Genomic DNA, 16551 nt, shown 5'->3' with positions numbered 1-16551 from the left:
CGCGGCCTAGACCCTCATGGGCGGGCCGCGGCGTCGCCGTGTCCGGATGACCGGCCGCGGGGTGCCGCTCCCCCTGCTGGCACCCGCGCTCGTGGGCCTGGCGTTCCTGCTCCTGCCGCTCATCGCCCTTCTCGTACGGGCCCCTTGGCGCTCCCTGCCGAACCAGCTGACCAGCACGGAGGTCTGGCAGGCGCTCCAGCTGTCCCTGTTCAGCGCGACCGCGGCGACGGCCGTGAGCCTGGTCCTGGGCGTACCGCTGGCCTGGGTGCTGGCCCGCACGGAGTTCCCGGGCCGCGGCTTCCTCCGCGCCCTGGTCACACTCCCGCTGGTCCTGCCCCCGGTGGTCGGCGGCGTGGCCCTGCTGCTCGCACTGGGCCGCAACGGCGTCGTGGGCCAGTGGCTGGACGCCTGGTTCGGCATCACCCTGCCCTTCACGACGGCCGGTGTCGTGGTCGCGGAGGCGTTCGTGGCGATGCCGTTCCTGGTCATCAGCGTCGAGGGCACCCTGCGCGCCGCCGACCCCCGCTACGAGGAGGCGGCCCAAACCCTCGGCGCCTCCCGCTTCACCGCGTTCCGCCGGGTCACGCTCCCCCTGATCGCCCCGGGTATCGCGGCGGGCGCGGTCCTCGCCTGGGCCCGCGCTCTGGGCGAGTTCGGCGCGACGATCACCTTCGCCGGCAACTTCCCCGGCCGCACCCAGACCATGCCGCTGGCGGTCTACTTGGCCCTGCAGAACGACCCGGAGGCGGCCATCGCGTTGAGCCTGGTCCTCCTGGCCGTGTCGATCGCGGTACTGGCGGGCCTGCGCGACCGCTGGATGACCACGTCATGAGCAACAGCCGTACGACCGCCCGCACATCAGCCCCCTGGACGTGCACCTCATGACCGACACCGCCGAGCCCGCCGACACCGCCGACACCCAAGTCACCGGCGCCCAGGGCCTCGACGCCCGTCTCGTCGTGGACCGCGGCACCTTCCGCCTCGACGTCGAACTGACCGCCGCCCCGGGAGACGTCGTCGCCCTGCTCGGCCCCAACGGCGCCGGCAAGACCACAGCGCTGCGCGCCCTGGCCGGCCTGGTCCGCCTGACGGACGGTCACCTACGGCTGGACGGCGCGGAGTTGGACCGTACGCCACCGGAGTCCCGCCCGGTAGGCGTCGTCTTCCAGGACTATCTCCTCTTCCCCCACCTGACCGCCCTCGACAACGTGGCGTTCGGTCCACGCTGCCAGGGCGCGACCAAGGCGGAGTCCCGCGCGGTGGCCGCCGAGTGGCTGGACCGGATGGGTCTCGCCGAGCACGCCGACGCCAAACCGCGCCGACTCTCCGGCGGCCAGGCCCAACGCGTCGCCGTGGCACGGGCGTTGGCGACCCACCCGCGACTCCTCCTCCTGGACGAACCCCTCGCCGCCCTGGACGCCCGCACCCGCCTCGACGTACGGGCCCAACTCCGGCGCCATCTGGCCGAGTTCGAGGCGGTGGCGGTCCTGGTCACCCACGACCCGCTGGACGCCATGGTGCTGGCCGACCGGCTGGTGGTGATCGAGCAGGGCACGATCGTCCAGGAAGGCACCCCCGCCGACATCGCCCGCCACCCGCGCACGGACTACATCGCCCAACTGGTCGGCCTCAACCTCTACAAGGGCCGCGCCGACGGCCACACGGTCACACTCGACACCGGCCCCGCGATCACCACCACGGAGGACCTCCAGGGCGAGGTCTTCGTAGCGTTCCCGCCGAGCGGGGTCACTCTCTTCCGCGACCGCCCGACCGGCACCAGCGCCCGCAACCTCTGGCACTGCGAGGTCGCGGGCCTGGAAACCCACGGCGACCAGATCCGCGTGGACCTCACCGGCGAACTCCCCCTGACCGCCGACCTCACCACGGTCGCAGCGGCCGAACTGGACCTACACCAGGGCGCGTTGATCTGGGCAACGGTCAAGGCGACCCAGACGCACTCATATCCGGCCTAGGTTGCCCCGCGCCCCCGAAGGGGCGCGGGGCTGTATCTACTCGTGGCTCCGCCACGGGAGCGCGACCTGGCCACAACGAACCCGCGGCCGAAGTCCGGCCTGATCCGGCAGCGCCCCCGAAGGGGCGCGGGGAACTGCGCGACCAGCCACGACGGTGCCGCACACGAACGACGGCACCTCGCGGCCCTTCCACCTCGCGGCACTTCCGCGGAGCGCTCAGTCCTCGTACGCGTCCAACGGCGGGCAAGAACACACCAGGTTCCGGTCACCGAAAGCCTGGTCGATCCGCCGCACCGGCGGCCAGTACTTGTCCGCGACGGACACGCCGGCCGGGAAGACGGCCTCCTCGCGCGTGTACGCGTGCTCCCACTCCCCGCCGAGCGAGGCAGCGGTGTGCGGTGCGTTCCGCAACGGGTTGTCCTCGCCCGGCCACTCACCCGCGCCGACCTTCTCGATCTCCCCGCGAATGGCGATCATCGCCTCGCAGAACCGGTCCAGTTCGATCAGGTCCTCGGACTCGGTCGGTTCGATCATCAGCGTGCCGGCCACCGGGAACGACATCGTCGGCGCGTGGAAGCCGTAGTCGATGAGCCGCTTGGCGATGTCGTCGACGCTGACGCCGGTCGCCTTGCTGATCGGCCGCAGATCGATGATGCACTCGTGCGCGACGAGCCCGCCGGGCCCGGTGTAGAGCACGGGGTAGTGCGGCTCAAGGCGCTTGGCGATGTAGTTGGCGCTGAGCACCGCCACCTGCGTGGCCCGCTTCAGCCCCTCGCCGCCCATGAGCCGGACGTACGCCCACGAGATCGGCAGGATGCCGGCGGAACCCCACGGAGCGGCCGAGATCGGCCCAACTCCGGTCTCCGGCCCGGCAGCCGGCTGCAACGGGTGGTTCGGCAGATACGGCGCGAGGTGCGCGCGCACCCCGACCGGCCCGACCCCCGGACCACCACCGCCGTGCGGAATGCAGAACGTCTTGTGCAGGTTGAGGTGCGAGACGTCACCGCCGAAGTGGCCCGGCTTGGCAAGCCCCACAAGGGCGTTGAGGTTGGCGCCGTCGACGTAGACCTGACCGCCGGCCTCGTGGACCTGCGCGCAGATGTCGGCGACGTGCTCCTCGAACACGCCGTGCGTGGACGGGTACGTGATCATCAGTACTGACAGCTCGTCGCGGTACTGCTCGATCTTCGCCCGCAGGTCCTCGACGTCGATCTCGCCGTCCTCGGCGGTCTTCACGACGACGACCTTCATCCCGGCCATCACGGCACTCGCGGCGTTGGTGCCGTGCGCGGACGACGGAATCAGACACACGGTCCGCTGCTCGTCACCGTTGGCCCGGTGGTATCCGCGTACGGCGAGCAGCCCGGCCAACTCGCCCTGCGAACCGGCGTTGGGCTGCAACGACACCTTGTCGTACCCGGTGACCTCGGCGAGCCGCTCCTCCAACTCCCGGATGAGCGTGAGGTATCCCTGCGCCTGCTCGGCGGGCGCGAAGGGGTGCAACTGCCCGAACTCGGGCCAGGTGACCGGCTCCATCTCGGTGGTCGCGTTGAGCTTCATGGTGCAGGAGCCCAGCGGGATCATGCCCCGGTCGAGCGCGTAGTCCCGGTCGGCGAGCCGGCGCAGGTAGCGCAGCATCGCGGTCTCGGAACGGTGGTCCCGGAACACGGGGTGCGTGAGGTACGCGTCGGTGCGCAGCAGCCCCTCGGGCAGCGTGTCCTCAGCGGACGCGTCGAGCGCCTCGATGTCCCCGTCGACCCCGAACGCGGTCCATACGGCGGCCAGTTGGGCACGTGTGGTGGTCTCGTCGCAGGCGATCGACACCTGGTCGGCGTCCACGAGGTGCAGGTTGACGCCGTCCTCGCGGGCGGCGGCGACGACCTGGGCGGCCCGGCCGGGAACGCGCGCGGTCAGGGTGTCGAAGTAGCCGCCGTGTACGACCTCGACACCCCCGGACTTCAGCCCGGCGGCGAGGATCGTGGCGTACCGATGCGTCCGCCGCGCGATGCCCTTCAGCCCCTCGGGCCCGTGATAGACGGCGTACATGCCGGCCATGACCGCAAGAAGCACCTGGGCGGTGCAGATGTTGCTCGTGGCCTTCTCACGACGGATGTGCTGCTCGCGCGTCTGCAGGGCGAGGCGGTAGGCCTTGTGTCCGTCGGCGTCGACGGAGACGCCCACGAGCCGCCCGGGCAGGCTGCGCGCGAACTTCTCGTGCACGGCCATGTATCCGGCGTGCGGCCCGCCGAAGCCCATCGGCACCCCGAAGCGCTGCGTCGTACCGACCGCGATGTCCGCCCCCAGCTCACCCGGCGACTTCAGCAGTGTCAGCGCGAGCAGATCGGCGGCGACGGTGACGAGCGCGCCGAGCGTGTGCGCCTGCTCGATCAGCGGCGCGATGTCGCGTACGGCACCGGAGGCGCCCGGGTACTGCACGAGCACGCCGTTGATCTCACGCGCGGCGATGTCGGCCGGGATGCCGTCGCTGAGGTCGGCGACCACAACTTCCACACCCGCCGGCTCGGCGCGGGTCTCGATCACGGCGATGGTCTGCGGCAGCGCGTCCGCGTCGACCAGGAAGAGGCCCTTCTTGTTCTTGCCCATGCGCCGCGACAAGGCCACGGCCTCCGCGGCGGCGGTCCCCTCGTCGAGCAGCGACGCGCCGGAGGTCGGCAGCCCGGTGAGGTCGGCGACCATCGTCTGGAAGTTCAGAAGGGCTTCGAGCCGCCCTTGGGAGATCTCCGGCTGGTACGGCGTGTAGGCCGTATACCAAGCCGGGTTCTCCATGACGTTGCGCAGGATCACGGGCGGGGTGAAGGTCCCGTAGTACCCGAGCCCGATCATGGAACCGAGGACCTCGTTGCGGTCCGCGAGGGAGCGCAGCTCGGCCAGCACCTCGGGCTCGGTGCGGGCGCCCGGCAGGTCCAGGGAGTCGGCGTTCTTGATCACATCCGGGACCGCGGCGGCCGTGAGCTCGTCGAGCGAGCCGTATCCGACCTGCGCGAGCATCTTGGCCCGCGCCTCCTGGTCGGGCCCGATGTGGCGCTGCTCGAACGGGATGCCCTGTTCGAGCTCGGAGAGTGAAGTGCGAGGGGCGGTCATTAGGGAGGCCTCCTGGTCGGACACGACCTTCGATGGGCACCACGACGCTGGGTGCCCGGACGGCCTCCCCCTCTGTCATCTCAACCTGAGAGCTTCACCGGTCACCCGAAGGTCACCGGCTTTCACCGTCGGTGAGAGCGAGAGCCGTCGGCACAGTCGACGACACGCGCTCTGCTTTCCAGAGTGACCTCGTCCGTGCGGTACGTGAGCCTGAGAGATTCCGGGGAGGATTTGCTCCTTCGGCGCCTCCGATGAAGTCTGGAGGACTCTCCCGCACGGGGTCAGCAGCCGTTGGCCAGCCTACCAGCGAGCGTTGAAGCCGAGCTTTCGAGTGGCCACCTTCCCCAATGTGCTCTTTTGTAGTGCTTACGGATGAGTTGCGACCAGGAGGAGGGCCCGTGCAGACCGATATCGATCCGCGCAACCTGATCGGCCGCAAGGCGTTCGACCGCACCGGCGCCAAGATCGGCACGATCGACGAGGTCTACCTCGACGACGCGACCGGCGTACCGGAGTGGGCGGCCATACGAACCGGCCTGTTCTCCAGAGACGCCTTCGTCCCCCTGGAGCCCAGCGAACTGATCGAGGGCACCCTGCACATCCCCTTCGACCGCTCCCTGATCAAGGACGCCCCCGACTTCGGAGTAGGCCGCCACCTCTCCCCGGACCAGGAACTCCAGCTCTACCACCACTACGGCCTCGACGTGGCCCCACCCCCGTCCCTCCCGGACCACAACTTCGGCAAACTGGCAGGCTCGGACGACACCTGAGCGGGTTCGTGGGCCGGGTCGTCACCGGGGCTTGGAGCCTCCGGGGACGGTGACGCGGCGGACGGGGTATGCGGGCGTCGGGTGTCCGGGGGCGCGGATGCAGCGGGGGTATCGGAGTCTGACTCCACCGACGGCAACGGCGTGGCAGACGCGACGTCGGAACGCCGCTCGTCCAACGGCAACGGCTCGGCCTGCGGAACACCGGAGCCAGGCTCCGCCAACGGCAGCGGCTCGACAGGCCTGGCACCGGGACCCCGCGCAACCGACAGCAGTGGCCCACCCTGCGGATCATCAGGACCCGGCGCCGCCGACGGCAATGGCTCGGTAGACGGCTCGTCGCAGCCTCGGCTCTCCAGGGGCACCGACACCGCAGGCGACACGTCAGCACGCCGCGCGACCGTCACCGGCGGTTCAACCAGCCGGTCCTCGGCTCCTCCCACCGCCAACGGCATCGGCATCGGCATCGGCACCACAGGCAAGCCACCCGGACCCCGCCCCACCAACGGCAACGATTCCGCCGACGTGTCACCAGACCCTCGCGCCATCAGCGCAGGCGGCTCACCCGGCGGCACATCAGGACGCCGCGTCACCAACGGCAACGGTTCCGCCGGCTCCAGCTCCGGATCGTCGGTCCGGAACGTCCGCACCCGCCCCGGCCCAGAATCCTCGGGCATCTCAAACCGCACGGTGACCCGCCCCAGCCCGCTCCCCTGTACCCACCCGTGCCCGAACCCGGCGTGCCGCACATCGTGCCCCGCGGGCCAGTGCCGCTCGACGGGCGCCGCCGGCTCCTCGCCCCGCTCCACCTCCGCGTGCTCCTCCTCAAGAAGGTCGGCCTGCTCCCCCGCCGCCTGCGCGAACAGGTCCTCCTGCGTGTAGTCGGCGAGCCCGGAGACACCCACCCCGAGCAGCCGCACCCCGCCCGTGGTGTCCACGGAGTCCAGCAACCGTGCCGCCGCCTCCCGCACCACCCCCGGGTCGTCGGTGGGCCCGCGCAGTGTCTCGGACCGGGTCAGCGTCGAGAAGTCGTAGCGCCGCACCTTCAGCACGATGGTCCGCCCCGACAGTCCGGCACTCCGCAGCCGCCGCACGCACCGGTCAGCGAGCCGCTGCACCTCAAGGCCCACCCGGATCCGGTCGTGGATGTCCACGTCGTACGTGTCCTCGACCGACACCGACTTGGTCTCCCGCTCGGCCACCACGGGCCGCTCGTCGTGCGCCAGCGCCATGGCGTACAGCGCGTGCCCGTGCGCCTTGCCCACCAGCCGTACGAGCTCGTCCTCGCCCGCCTCGGCGATCTCGTCGACCGTGGTGATCCCGGCCCGCCGCAGATGATCACCCGTCGCAGGCCCGACCCCCGGCAGCGTGCGCACCGACAACGGCCCCAGCAACGTCCGCTCGGTCCCGGGCTCGATCAGCACGAGCCCGTCGGGCTTGGCCCGCTCGGAGGCGATCTTCGCGATCATCTTGGAGGCGGCGAGGCCCACCGACCCCGTGAGCCCCGTGACCGCCCGTATGTCCGCCCGCAGCCGCGCCCCGGTCAGCTGCGCCGACTCCCCGTCCCAGGCCGCTCCCCCGGCCTCCAAATCCACGAACGCCTCGTCCAGGCTCAGCGGCTCCACCAGGGGCGACAACTCCCGCAGCAGCCCCATCACCTGCTCGCTGATCAACCGGTAGAACCCGAAGCGCGGCACGAGATACGCCGCGTTCGGAGCGAGCCGACGCGCCTGCGCCATGGGCATCGCCGAGTTCACCCCGAAGACCCGCGCCTCGTACGACGCCGTCGCGACCACCCCACGCGGCCCGAGCCCGCCCACGACGACGGCCTTCCCGCGCAGGCTCGGCTTGGACGCCTGCTCCGCCGAGGCGAAGAAGGCATCCATGTCGAGATGCAGGATCGTGGGCGCGGTTCTCACATCTCCGATGCTGCCCTACGCCACTGACAATGCCCCGCTACGGCTCCCGCCGGGCCTCAGACGGCCCGGTTGCGCCGCCTGGCCAGCTCGTCGGCGGGGTTGGCCCCGACGAGCGTCTCACCGGTGTCGACGCGCTCCCCGTGCAGCTGCGACAGGGCGCTCTCGACGTCCCGCCACACGACCCCCACGGCGATCCCGAAGACCCCCTGGCCGCCCTGGAGCAGCGCGTGGACCTCGTCCGGCGAGGTGCACTCGTAGACCGTGGCGCCGTCGCTCATCAGCGTCATGCGCTCCAGGTCACGGAAGCCGCACTCCCTGAGGTGGAGAACGGCGCTGCGAATGTTCTGCAGCGACACACCCGTGTCGAGGAACCGCTTGACGATCTTCAGGACGACGACGTCCCGGAAGCTGTAGAGCCGCTGCGTCCCCGACCCGTGTGCGGGCCGCACACTGGGCTCGACGAGCCCCGTGCGCGCCCAGTAGTCCAGTTGCCGATAGGTGATGCCGGCCGCCGCACAGGCCGTAGGGCCCCGGTAGCCGATCTGCTCGGACGCCATGGACGTCGTCCCTCCGCTGCTCGGCACTGCCGCCGGTCGCTGCGGGGCGTGATCGGCCGCACTGCCGTGAAGCGGGTACGGACCTCTGTCCCCGAAACTGCGTTCCGGGGCACCCCCAGCCGTACCGTCGCCGCTGCTTCTCACGCCGACCTCCGTCCTTGACCTGCCTTCTCGACGGTAGGCAGTCACCAGGGGTGCGTCAACGATCGCCACACTCGGCACGCCGAGTGATAATCACCCTAGGAGTGGTTTCCCGTACCCCACCGCGGGGAAAGGCTAGCCGAATGCGCTCGCGGAGAGCCGCAGGACGCTCTCACTCGCCGGTGGCAAATGCCGGCATTTCTCGCCGGCCGTCGGTCTCACTGGCTGTTGGTCCCAAAGTCCTCGGGTGAGATCTGGTCGAGGAACTCGCGGAACTTCTCCACCTCGTCCTCCTGCTCGTCCGGGATCGCGATGCCCGCGTCGTCGAGCACACCGTCACTGCCGTAGATCGGCGTCCCGGTGCGCAGCGCCAGCGCTATGGCGTCGGACGGGCGGGCGCTCACCTCGACGCCGCTGGCGAAGACCAGCTCCGCGTAGAAGACGCCCTCCCGCAGATCCGTGATGCGCACTTCGGTCAGCTCCTGGCCGACAGCCTCCAGCACGTCCTTGAACAGGTCGTGGGTCAGCGGTCGTGCGGGGGCCATGCCCTGCTGCGCGAAGGCGATCGCCGTCGCCTCCCCGGGCCCGATCCAGATGGGGAGGTAGCGGTCGCCTCCCACTTCACGCAGGAGCACGATCGGTTGGTTGGAGGGCATTTCGACCCGGACACCTACGACATCGAGCTCGTTCACACAGCAACCCTAGGCCGTGCCCGGGACGTTTGGGTAGTCGGGCCGAGAACGGGTGACCGATCAGGCGGCCGCGAGACCGCCCGTCTCAGGGCAGGCGCACGCCGAGCGCGGTCTGCACCAGAGCCGCGTGCAGCTTCACCGTGAGCCCCGCCAGCTCCTTCGTACGGGCCTCCGCGTGGGCCCTGGTCTGCGGATTGCGGTGGCGCTTGAGCGGGGCCACCACCTGGTCGACGAGCCCGGCCTCACGGTCGGCGGCGGCCTTCATGGCGCGCAGATGCCGCGGCTCGATCCCGAACCGCCCGAGCTCCAGGACAAGTCCGGCCACGGTGACGGCTTCCGCGTCGTAAACCCCGTCGGGCAGCGGGGCAATGAGTCCGTACGACTCCCACTCGTCGAGCTCCTGCTCGCCGATCCCGGCGGCGGCCATCAGCTCGGCCCGCCCGATCCGGGCCGCCGTGGGCCCCTCCACGGGCTCCAGGACGACCTCGCCGTCCCGCTGACGCCCCACGGTGGGCAGGGGCGCGGCCTCACCGCGCTCCATGGCGTCGAGATGCTCGCGGATCACCTTGAGCGGCAGATAGTGGTCCCGCTGCATCCTCAGGACATGGCCGAGGCGCTCGACGTCGGCGGGACTGAACTTGCGGTACCCGGAAGGGGTCCGCTGCGGCTCGATGAGACCCTCCGACTCCAGGAAACGGATCTTGGAGATGGTGACTTCGGGGAACTCGTCGCGCAGCGCGTTCAGCACCGTGCCGATGCTCATCAGTCCAGTGTCCGCGGCGGCGGTACCGTGCCCGGCACCGCCGCTCGGTGTTTGAAGCATGGACCTTCCTGGGGGAATCCCCCGGACACAGTCCGAGGGAGGGTCAGTAACCCCGCTGGCTCGCGTAGAACACCAGCCGGTACTTGCCGATCTGCACCTCGTCACCGTTGGCCAGCGAGACCTGGTCGATGCGCTCGCGGTTGACGTACGTACCGTTAAGGCTGCCGACGTCGGCGACCGTGAACGAACCGTCAGCACCGCGCCGGAACTCCACATGGCGGCGCGAGACCGTCACGTCGTCCAGGAAGATGTCGCTCTGCGGATGACGGCCGGCCGTGGTCAGCTCGCCGTCCAGCAGGAAGCGGCTGCCCGAGTTCGGCCCGCGACGCACCACCAGCAGCGCCGAGCCCAATGGCAGGGCGTCGACGGCGGCCTGCGCCTCCGGGGAGAGCGTGGGCATCTGCGTCTGACCGGTCACTTCGGCGTCGTAGGCCTCAAGACCGGAGATGGAGATCGTGGAGGTCGTCTCGGACGGACGCTCCGGGGTCGCGCCGGGGCGCAGCGGCGCACCGCAGTTGGAACAGAAGCGGCTGTTCTCCGCGTTGCGGTTACCGCACCTCGTACACACCAGGGCCGACATAGGGGAAAACCCTCCACCCGTACTTGAGGTTGACGGTTGCCCGAAACCTATGTCGCCGGACTGCGCAGGGTCAACCGACGGCGCGCCCTGGCCGCCGACCTGGTCGCGGAACAGCGGGCGCTGGCCTTCTGCGTCCGGTTGTGCGCGGTGGCGAGCGGTCTGGTTGTCGCTGCCCTCTTTCGCACTCTTGCCGAACAACTTCGCAAACAACTTCACGGGCGATTCCCCTTGACCGAAACAGACCCGCCCGTGGGGCAGGACGAACCCTGATTGAACACACCGGTTGACCCGGACATCCTCACAACGTCCGTATCCACCAGACAGTTTCCACCACGCACCACCCAATCGGTGCGTCGACCCCCCGCAACCTCATGCCCTCGCACAACGGCCCCCATGCACCCGCGGTTCACCGGGAGGACGACCGAGCGTAGTCAGGCTGCTTCGCCGCCCGCAAGGCATCCACGACGATCTTGGCCGACCGCCCGACGGTAACGGTGGCCTGCTCCTTCTCGAGAGTCTGCACCACTCCTCCAGGGATGTTGAGCGCCGGTTCGAGATCCTGCGGCTTGCCGATGACCTTGAAACGATAGGGGGCGTTGATCTTGTTCCCGTCGACGCTCACGCTCTTGCCGGAGTTCGTCAGATACGTGTTGGCCACGACCCGCACATCGTTCACCTGGATCGCCTCCGCGCCGGCCGCGCGCAACTCCTGGACCGCGTCAAGCAGCATGTCCGCCTCGACCGTTCCCTTCGTGTCGTCGATGGTCATCGTGATGCCGGGTCCCTGCGCGGCCACGGTGCCCGCCAGAATGCCGAGTTGCTTCTCCTTCTCGGCCGTCTGCTTGCGGGCCTCCTCGGCCTGGTCGGAGCTGTTCTCCAGCTCGTCGCGCTGTTTCTGCAGACCCTGCTTCTCGTCTTCAAGACGCTGAGTACGGTCGTCCAGTTCATCGAGAATGCGCACAAGATCTTCCTGCCGTGCCCCACGCAGCGCGCTGTCGCTGTTGCTGTTCGAGGCGACCTGTACGGCCAGCCCGAAACCGAGGCCGAACAGCAGCACCGCGACGATGAGTTGGGCCCGGCTCACACGCGGCGGCCACAACCCCTGCACCAGCCGCTGCCGACCGGTCACGGTGGGCCCGGACTTCTCCCCCGGGAGAGGCGCCTCCGAGGAAGCAGACGCCGGGATCTCTTCGGGCAGTACCCTGCGCAGCCTGTGTTCAGGCCGCTCGTCTTCGTTGCTCATCGACCTCACGCCCGGAAGACGTGCCGGCGAATGGCCGCGGCGTTGGAGAAGATCCGGATACCGAGGACGACCACGACACCCGTGGACAGCTGGGCGCCGACGCCCAACTTGTCGCCCAGGAACACGATCAGGGCGGCCACGACCACGTTCGACAGGAACGACACCACGAAGACCTTGTCGTCGAAGATGCCGTCGAGCATGGCCCGCAACCCACCGAAGACGGCGTCGAGCGCCGCGACGACGGCGATCGGCAGGTAGGGCTCGACGACCACCGGCACCTCAGGCCGGACCAGGATTCCGGCCACCACTCCCACGATGAGGCCCAGTACGGCGATCACGATGTGCCCTTCTCAGTTCTCGGCTGTGCTGTACGTACGATCACACTCGGCGCGGCGGGCAGCCGGAGATCGCTCTCCACGGCGATGGTCGCCCTGATGCCGTAGTTGTCTTCCAGGGCGTGCAGATAGAGCCCGTCGGCACCGTTCTGGAACCTGGTGCTGAGCCGTTGGCCGTCCCCTACCGCGAGCACCGTATAAGGCGGCACCAGTGGCTTGTTGTCGACCAGTATCGCGTCGCCCGCGGCCCTGATCGCGGACAGCGCCGTCAGCCGCTGCCCGTTGATCGAGACGGCCTCGGCGCCCGCCGCCCACAGTCCGTTGACGACACGTTGCATGTCGCGGTCGCGCACCCGCCCGGTGTCCGAAAAGTCCGCGGTCTCACGCGGGTTGTCGCCCCCGCCGCTGCTGGCTTCCTTCGCGTCGTCGACGACGAGCTTCACACCGGGGCCGTGCACCGCGGTGGCACCGGACAACATGCTCACCAGGTCGGCCTGCCCGCTGCCGCCGCTCGTCTTGAGCGCCGCCCGCTGCCGCGCGCTCACGTCGTCGCGGAGCTCATCGACGGTGCCTGCCAGCTTGTCCGCCGACGTGGTCTCCTTGTCGATACGGTCGATCAGCTCCTGGCGCTCCTTGGCCACCACGGGGGCGGCCACGCGCGCCTGTGCCGCTCCGACGGTGACAACAAGGGCCGCCAGCACCAGGCCGACGGCGAGACCGAGCTTCGCCCGGAGAGTCTTCGGCATGCCGCTCTCGCCCGCGGCCTTCTTCCGGGCGGCGGCCTCGACGTAGCCGTCGTCGAGGCTGTGGTCCATGACATTGGTGAGCAGCGACATGGACGCGTCCGGGCGCGCAGGGCGCGTGGGTGTGCTCCGAACGGGGGGCTGCTGCGGCATGCCGCACATCGTCGCACGTGGTGGCCTGTACCTCCGAATGGCCCCACCGGCGTGCCGGACAGGCCCCCTTGGGGACACATGTCCGGCACGCACGCGTGCTCCGTGTTTTACCGTCCGGCGCTGTCCACGACTGCCGACCACTCGTCCAACAGGGCCTGCGCGGAGGCGTCGTCGGGCCCTTCGGCCCACAGATGCGTGACCGCCTCGGCGGGGTCGGGCAGCACCATCACCCAGCGCCCGTCGGTCTCCACGACGCGCACACCGTCCGTCGTATCGACAAAGCGATCGCCGGCCGCTTCCACGACCCGGCGCATCACAAGTCCCTTGACGGCCCAGGGAGTCGCCAGGTCCCGCTTGAGGACGTGCGCCCGCGGAATCCGGGCGTCGATCTGGCTCAGCGTCAACTGCGTCCGCGCCACCAGCCCGATCAGTCGTACGAAGGCGGCCGCCCCGTCGAAGACGCTGCTGAACTCCGGGATGATGAACCCGGCCTTGCCGTCCCCGCCGAAGATGGTCGACTCGTCCCGCCCGACCCTGGTCAGGTCGTCCGGCGAGGTCGTCGTCCACTCGACCTGCGTGCCGTGATACGCCGCCACCTGCTCGGCGATCCTCGTGGTGGTCACCGGCAGCGCCACCCGCCCGCTGCGCCGCTCCGCGGCCACCAGGTCGAGCATCACGAGCAGGGCCCGGTCGTCCTCGACGATCCGCCCCTTCTCGTCGACGAGCGAGAGCCGCTCACCGACGGGGTCGAACCGCACTCCGAACGCGGCCCGCGCGGAGGCCACGATCTCGCCCAGCCGCACCAGCCCCGACCGCCGTGTGTCCGCGGTCTCCGTGGGCCTGGACTCATCGAGCCCGGGATTGATCGTCAGCGAGTCCACACCGAGCTTGCCGAGCAGGCTGGGCAGCACGAGCCCGGCGCTGCCGTTCGACGCGTCAACCACGACCTTCAGGCCGGATTCGGCGATCCCGGTCGTGTCGACATTCCGCAGCAAGGACCCGGTGTACGAGTCGAAGACGCTGGCCGGGAAGTGCAGGTCCCCGATCTCGCCGGGGAACGCGCGCCGGTACTCCTGCCGCGCGAACACCCGGTCCAGCTTGCGCTGACTCCCCTGCGAGAGGTCGGCGCCCTGGCTGTCGAAGAACATGATGTCGACGGAGTCCGGCACACCAGGTGTGGTCCGGATCATGATCCCGCCGGCACTGCCCCTCGCGGTCTGCTGCCGGGCCACGGGCAGCGGCACGTTCTCCAGGTCCCGTACGTCGATGGCGCTCGTCTGCAAGGCGGAGATCACCGCCCGCTTGAGCGCACGGGCGCCTCGGGAGTGGTCGCGGGCCGTGGTGACCGTGGACCCCTTCTTGAGGGTCGTGGCGTAGGCACCGGCGAGACGGACGACGAGCTCCGGTGTGATCTCCACATTCAGGATCCCGGACACACCGCGCGCGCCGAAGAGGTGCGCCTGCCCTCTGTTCTCCCAGATGACCGACGTGTTGACGAAGGCGCCGGCTTCGATCGTCTTGAACGGGTAGACCCGCACGTTGCCCTGCACGATCGATTCTTCACCGATCAGGCACTCGTCACCGATGACCGCGCCGTCCTCGATCCGGGCCGCCCGCATGATGTCTGTGTTCTTTCCGACGACACAGCCCCGCAGATTGCTGTGCTGCCCGACGTACACGTTGTCGTGTACGACGGTCCTGTCCAGAAAAGCCCCGGCCTTCACGACAACATTCGAACCAATGACGGTGTACTCACGGATTTCGGCACCGGCCTCGACCTTGGCGTAGTCACCGATGTACAGCGGCCCGCGCAGAACCGCGTCGGGGTGCACCTCCGCACCCTCGGCCACCCACACACCCGGCGACAGCTCGAAGCCGTCGATCTCGACGTCGACCTTGCCCTCCAGGACATCGGCCTGCGCCTTCACATAGCTCTCGTGGGTCCCGACATCTTCCCAGTAGCCCTCGGCGACAAAGCCGTAGACCGGCTTGCCTTCCTTCATCAACTGCGGGAAGACATCGCCGGACCAGTCGACGGGAACGTCGGCCTCGACATAGTCGAAGACTTCGGGCTCCATCACGTAGATGCCCGTGTTCACGGTGTCCGAGAAGACCTGCCCCCAGGTCGGCTTCTCGAGGAAACGCTCGACCTTTCCCTCTTCGTCGACGATGGTGATGCCAAATTCCAGCGGATTGGGCACCCGGGTCAGACAGACAGTGACCAGCGCACCCTTTTCCTTGTGGAAATTGATCAGTTCGGTGAGGTCGAAGTCGGTCAGGGCATCACCGGAGATGACGAGGAAGGCATCGTCCTTCAACGCCTCTTCGGCGTTCTTGACGCTTCCGGCGGTACCGAGTGGCTTCTCCTCATTGGCATACGAGAGCTCCATGCCGAGCTCTTCGCCGTCACCGAAGTAGTTCTTGACCAGCGAGGCCAGGAACTGCACGGTGACTACGGTCTCATTGAGTCCATGCCTTTTGAGCAGCCTGAGCACGTGCTCCATGATCGGTCGATTGACCACGGGCAACAGTGGCTTGGGCATGCTTGAGGTCATGGGGCGAAGGCGTGTGCCTTCGCCTCCGGCCATCACGACGGCCTTCATGTCGGAAGCGTCCTCCTCTGCGAGACGACGGTCTAGCCGACTTCACCAGTCCACATTGTCCCGCACTTTTGCGCAACGGGCCATCGAGCGACTGTTACCGCTCAATCGGCAAGGTCAGTCGGCCATGGCGTCCGCACGCAACAGGCGGCGGACTTGTACCACGTAGAGGACTCCTGCCCACCAGTAGAGCGTTGTACCCCATCCTGCGAACGCCCATCCGAAAATAGCTGCGAGTGAGGTGAGCCATCCACTTCCGTCACTGAGCAGCAGCAACGGGAACGCGTACATCAAGTTGAACGTAGCGGCCTTGCCCAGGAAGTTCACCTGCAGCGGCGGATAACCGTGCCGCCTGAGGATGCCCACCACCACCAGCAGGACCAGCTCTCGCGCCAGCAGTAGAGCGGTCAACCAGATTGGCAGAATCTCGCGCCAGGTGAGTCCGACGAGAGTCGAGAGAATGTAGAGCCGGTCCGCGGCGGGATCAAGGAGCCGGCCAAGACTGCTGATCTGGTTCCAACGTCGCGCGAGCTTGCCGTCCAGGTAGTCACTGACCCCGCTCAGCATCAGCACCAGAAGCGCCCAGCCGTCACTCTTGGGGCCACCGAACTCGGGCCTGAGGATCAACCACAGGAAGACGGGTACGCCGACCAGGCGCGCCATGCTGAGGATGTTCGGGATGGTGAGCACCCGCTCTGTCTGGACGCGGGTCTCCTGGACCTCCACCCGGGGGCCTCCTGTGGGAAAACGTGCCAACGATGCCCCCTGACCTTACCCCAACGCAAAAAAGCTCTGGCTCTTGGGCGGCATGCCCAAGAGCCAGAGCTCTAAAAGGAGTTCGGCGGTGTCCTACTCTCCCACAGGGTCCCCCCTGCAGTACCATCGGCGCTGTAAGGCTTAGCTTCCGGGTTCGGAATGTAACC

Annotated in this window: 13 protein-coding genes, 1 rRNA gene, 1 pseudogene and 1 riboswitch; of the genes and pseudogenes, 3 read left to right on the top strand and 12 right to left on the bottom strand. The window is 68.9% G+C overall.

Going from position 1 to position 16551, the window contains the following annotated elements; all coding sequences use genetic code 11:
* Positions 1-46 precede the first annotated feature (46 nt).
* Positions 47-832: a molybdate ABC transporter permease subunit gene (modB, locus tag ACFWP5_RS47130; protein ID WP_384171790.1), complete on the top strand. Its 786-nt coding sequence runs from the start codon at positions 47-49 to the stop codon at positions 830-832.
* Between the two features lie 49 nt (positions 833-881).
* On the top strand, positions 882-1973 hold the full coding sequence (locus ACFWP5_RS47125) for an ABC transporter ATP-binding protein (protein ID WP_384171787.1): 1092 nt from the start codon (positions 882-884) through the stop codon (positions 1971-1973).
* A 216-nt stretch (positions 1974-2189) separates the two neighbouring features.
* Here ACFWP5_RS47125 and gcvP read toward each other — a convergent pair whose 3' ends face one another.
* A complete protein-coding gene (gene gcvP / locus ACFWP5_RS47120; RefSeq protein ID WP_384171784.1) occupies positions 2190-5075 on the bottom strand; it encodes an aminomethyl-transferring glycine dehydrogenase in 2886 nt (961 codons plus the stop codon).
* A 188-nt stretch (positions 5076-5263) separates the two neighbouring features.
* Positions 5264-5359, bottom strand: a riboswitch (glycine riboswitch).
* A 114-nt stretch (positions 5360-5473) separates the two neighbouring features.
* Here gcvP and ACFWP5_RS47115 point away from each other — a divergent pair.
* Positions 5474-5845: a PRC-barrel domain-containing protein gene (locus ACFWP5_RS47115; protein ID WP_384171781.1), complete on the top strand. Its 372-nt coding sequence runs from the start codon at positions 5474-5476 to the stop codon at positions 5843-5845.
* A gap of 503 nt (positions 5846-6348) precedes the next feature.
* Here ACFWP5_RS47115 and ACFWP5_RS47110 read toward each other — a convergent pair.
* The 11 genes and pseudogenes from ACFWP5_RS47110 to rrf form a co-directional block, all read right to left on the bottom strand.
* Positions 6349-7761 (bottom strand): annotated as a pseudogene (locus ACFWP5_RS47110) (DNA polymerase IV); the annotation flags it as partial.
* Positions 7762-7817: 56 nt separating this feature from the next.
* Positions 7818-8462 (bottom strand): MerR family transcriptional regulator, encoded by a 645-nt coding sequence (locus ACFWP5_RS47105; protein WP_384171778.1) that lies wholly within the window; start codon positions 8460-8462, stop codon positions 7818-7820.
* Positions 8463-8677: 215 nt separating this feature from the next.
* Positions 8678-9151: a bifunctional nuclease family protein gene (locus tag ACFWP5_RS47100; RefSeq protein WP_006123076.1), complete on the bottom strand. Its 474-nt coding sequence runs from the start codon at positions 9149-9151 to the stop codon at positions 8678-8680.
* An 85-nt stretch (positions 9152-9236) separates the two neighbouring features.
* On the bottom strand, positions 9237-9974 hold the full coding sequence (locus ACFWP5_RS47095; RefSeq protein WP_366497353.1) for a MerR family transcriptional regulator: 738 nt from the start codon (positions 9972-9974) through the stop codon (positions 9237-9239).
* A 43-nt stretch (positions 9975-10017) separates the two neighbouring features.
* Complete coding sequence (locus ACFWP5_RS47090; RefSeq protein ID WP_384171775.1) at positions 10018-10899, bottom strand: FHA domain-containing protein; 882 nt, start codon at positions 10897-10899, stop codon at positions 10018-10020.
* Positions 10900-10960: 61 nt separating this feature from the next.
* The gene (locus ACFWP5_RS47085) at positions 10961-11797 is read right to left on the bottom strand and encodes a DUF881 domain-containing protein (protein WP_384171772.1); all 837 of its coding nucleotides are present in this window, start codon (positions 11795-11797) and stop codon (positions 10961-10963) included.
* Positions 11798-11802: 5 nt separating this feature from the next.
* The gene (locus ACFWP5_RS47080) at positions 11803-12135 is read right to left on the bottom strand and encodes a small basic family protein (RefSeq protein ID WP_019059351.1); all 333 of its coding nucleotides are present in this window, start codon (positions 12133-12135) and stop codon (positions 11803-11805) included.
* The gene (locus ACFWP5_RS47075; RefSeq protein ID WP_384171793.1) at positions 12132-12968 is read right to left on the bottom strand and encodes a DUF881 domain-containing protein; all 837 of its coding nucleotides are present in this window, start codon (positions 12966-12968) and stop codon (positions 12132-12134) included. Before ACFWP5_RS47075 ends, ACFWP5_RS47080 begins: the two co-directional genes overlap by 4 nt.
* Before the next feature lie 167 nt (positions 12969-13135).
* Positions 13136-15631, bottom strand: coding sequence for a sugar phosphate nucleotidyltransferase (locus ACFWP5_RS47070; protein ID WP_384171769.1), 2496 nt, complete (start codon positions 15629-15631; stop codon positions 13136-13138).
* Between the two features lie 114 nt (positions 15632-15745).
* On the bottom strand, positions 15746-16354 hold the full coding sequence (locus ACFWP5_RS47065) for a CDP-alcohol phosphatidyltransferase family protein (RefSeq protein WP_384171765.1): 609 nt from the start codon (positions 16352-16354) through the stop codon (positions 15746-15748).
* Positions 16355-16464: 110 nt separating this feature from the next.
* Positions 16465-16551 (bottom strand): 5S ribosomal RNA (gene rrf, locus ACFWP5_RS47060); the annotation flags it as partial.

The sequence above is a fragment of the Streptomyces sp. NPDC058469 genome, from assembly GCF_042721125.1.
Lineage (GTDB): Bacteria > Actinomycetota > Actinomycetes > Streptomycetales > Streptomycetaceae > Streptomyces.
This window is presented reverse-complemented; position numbering and strand designations above follow the sequence as displayed.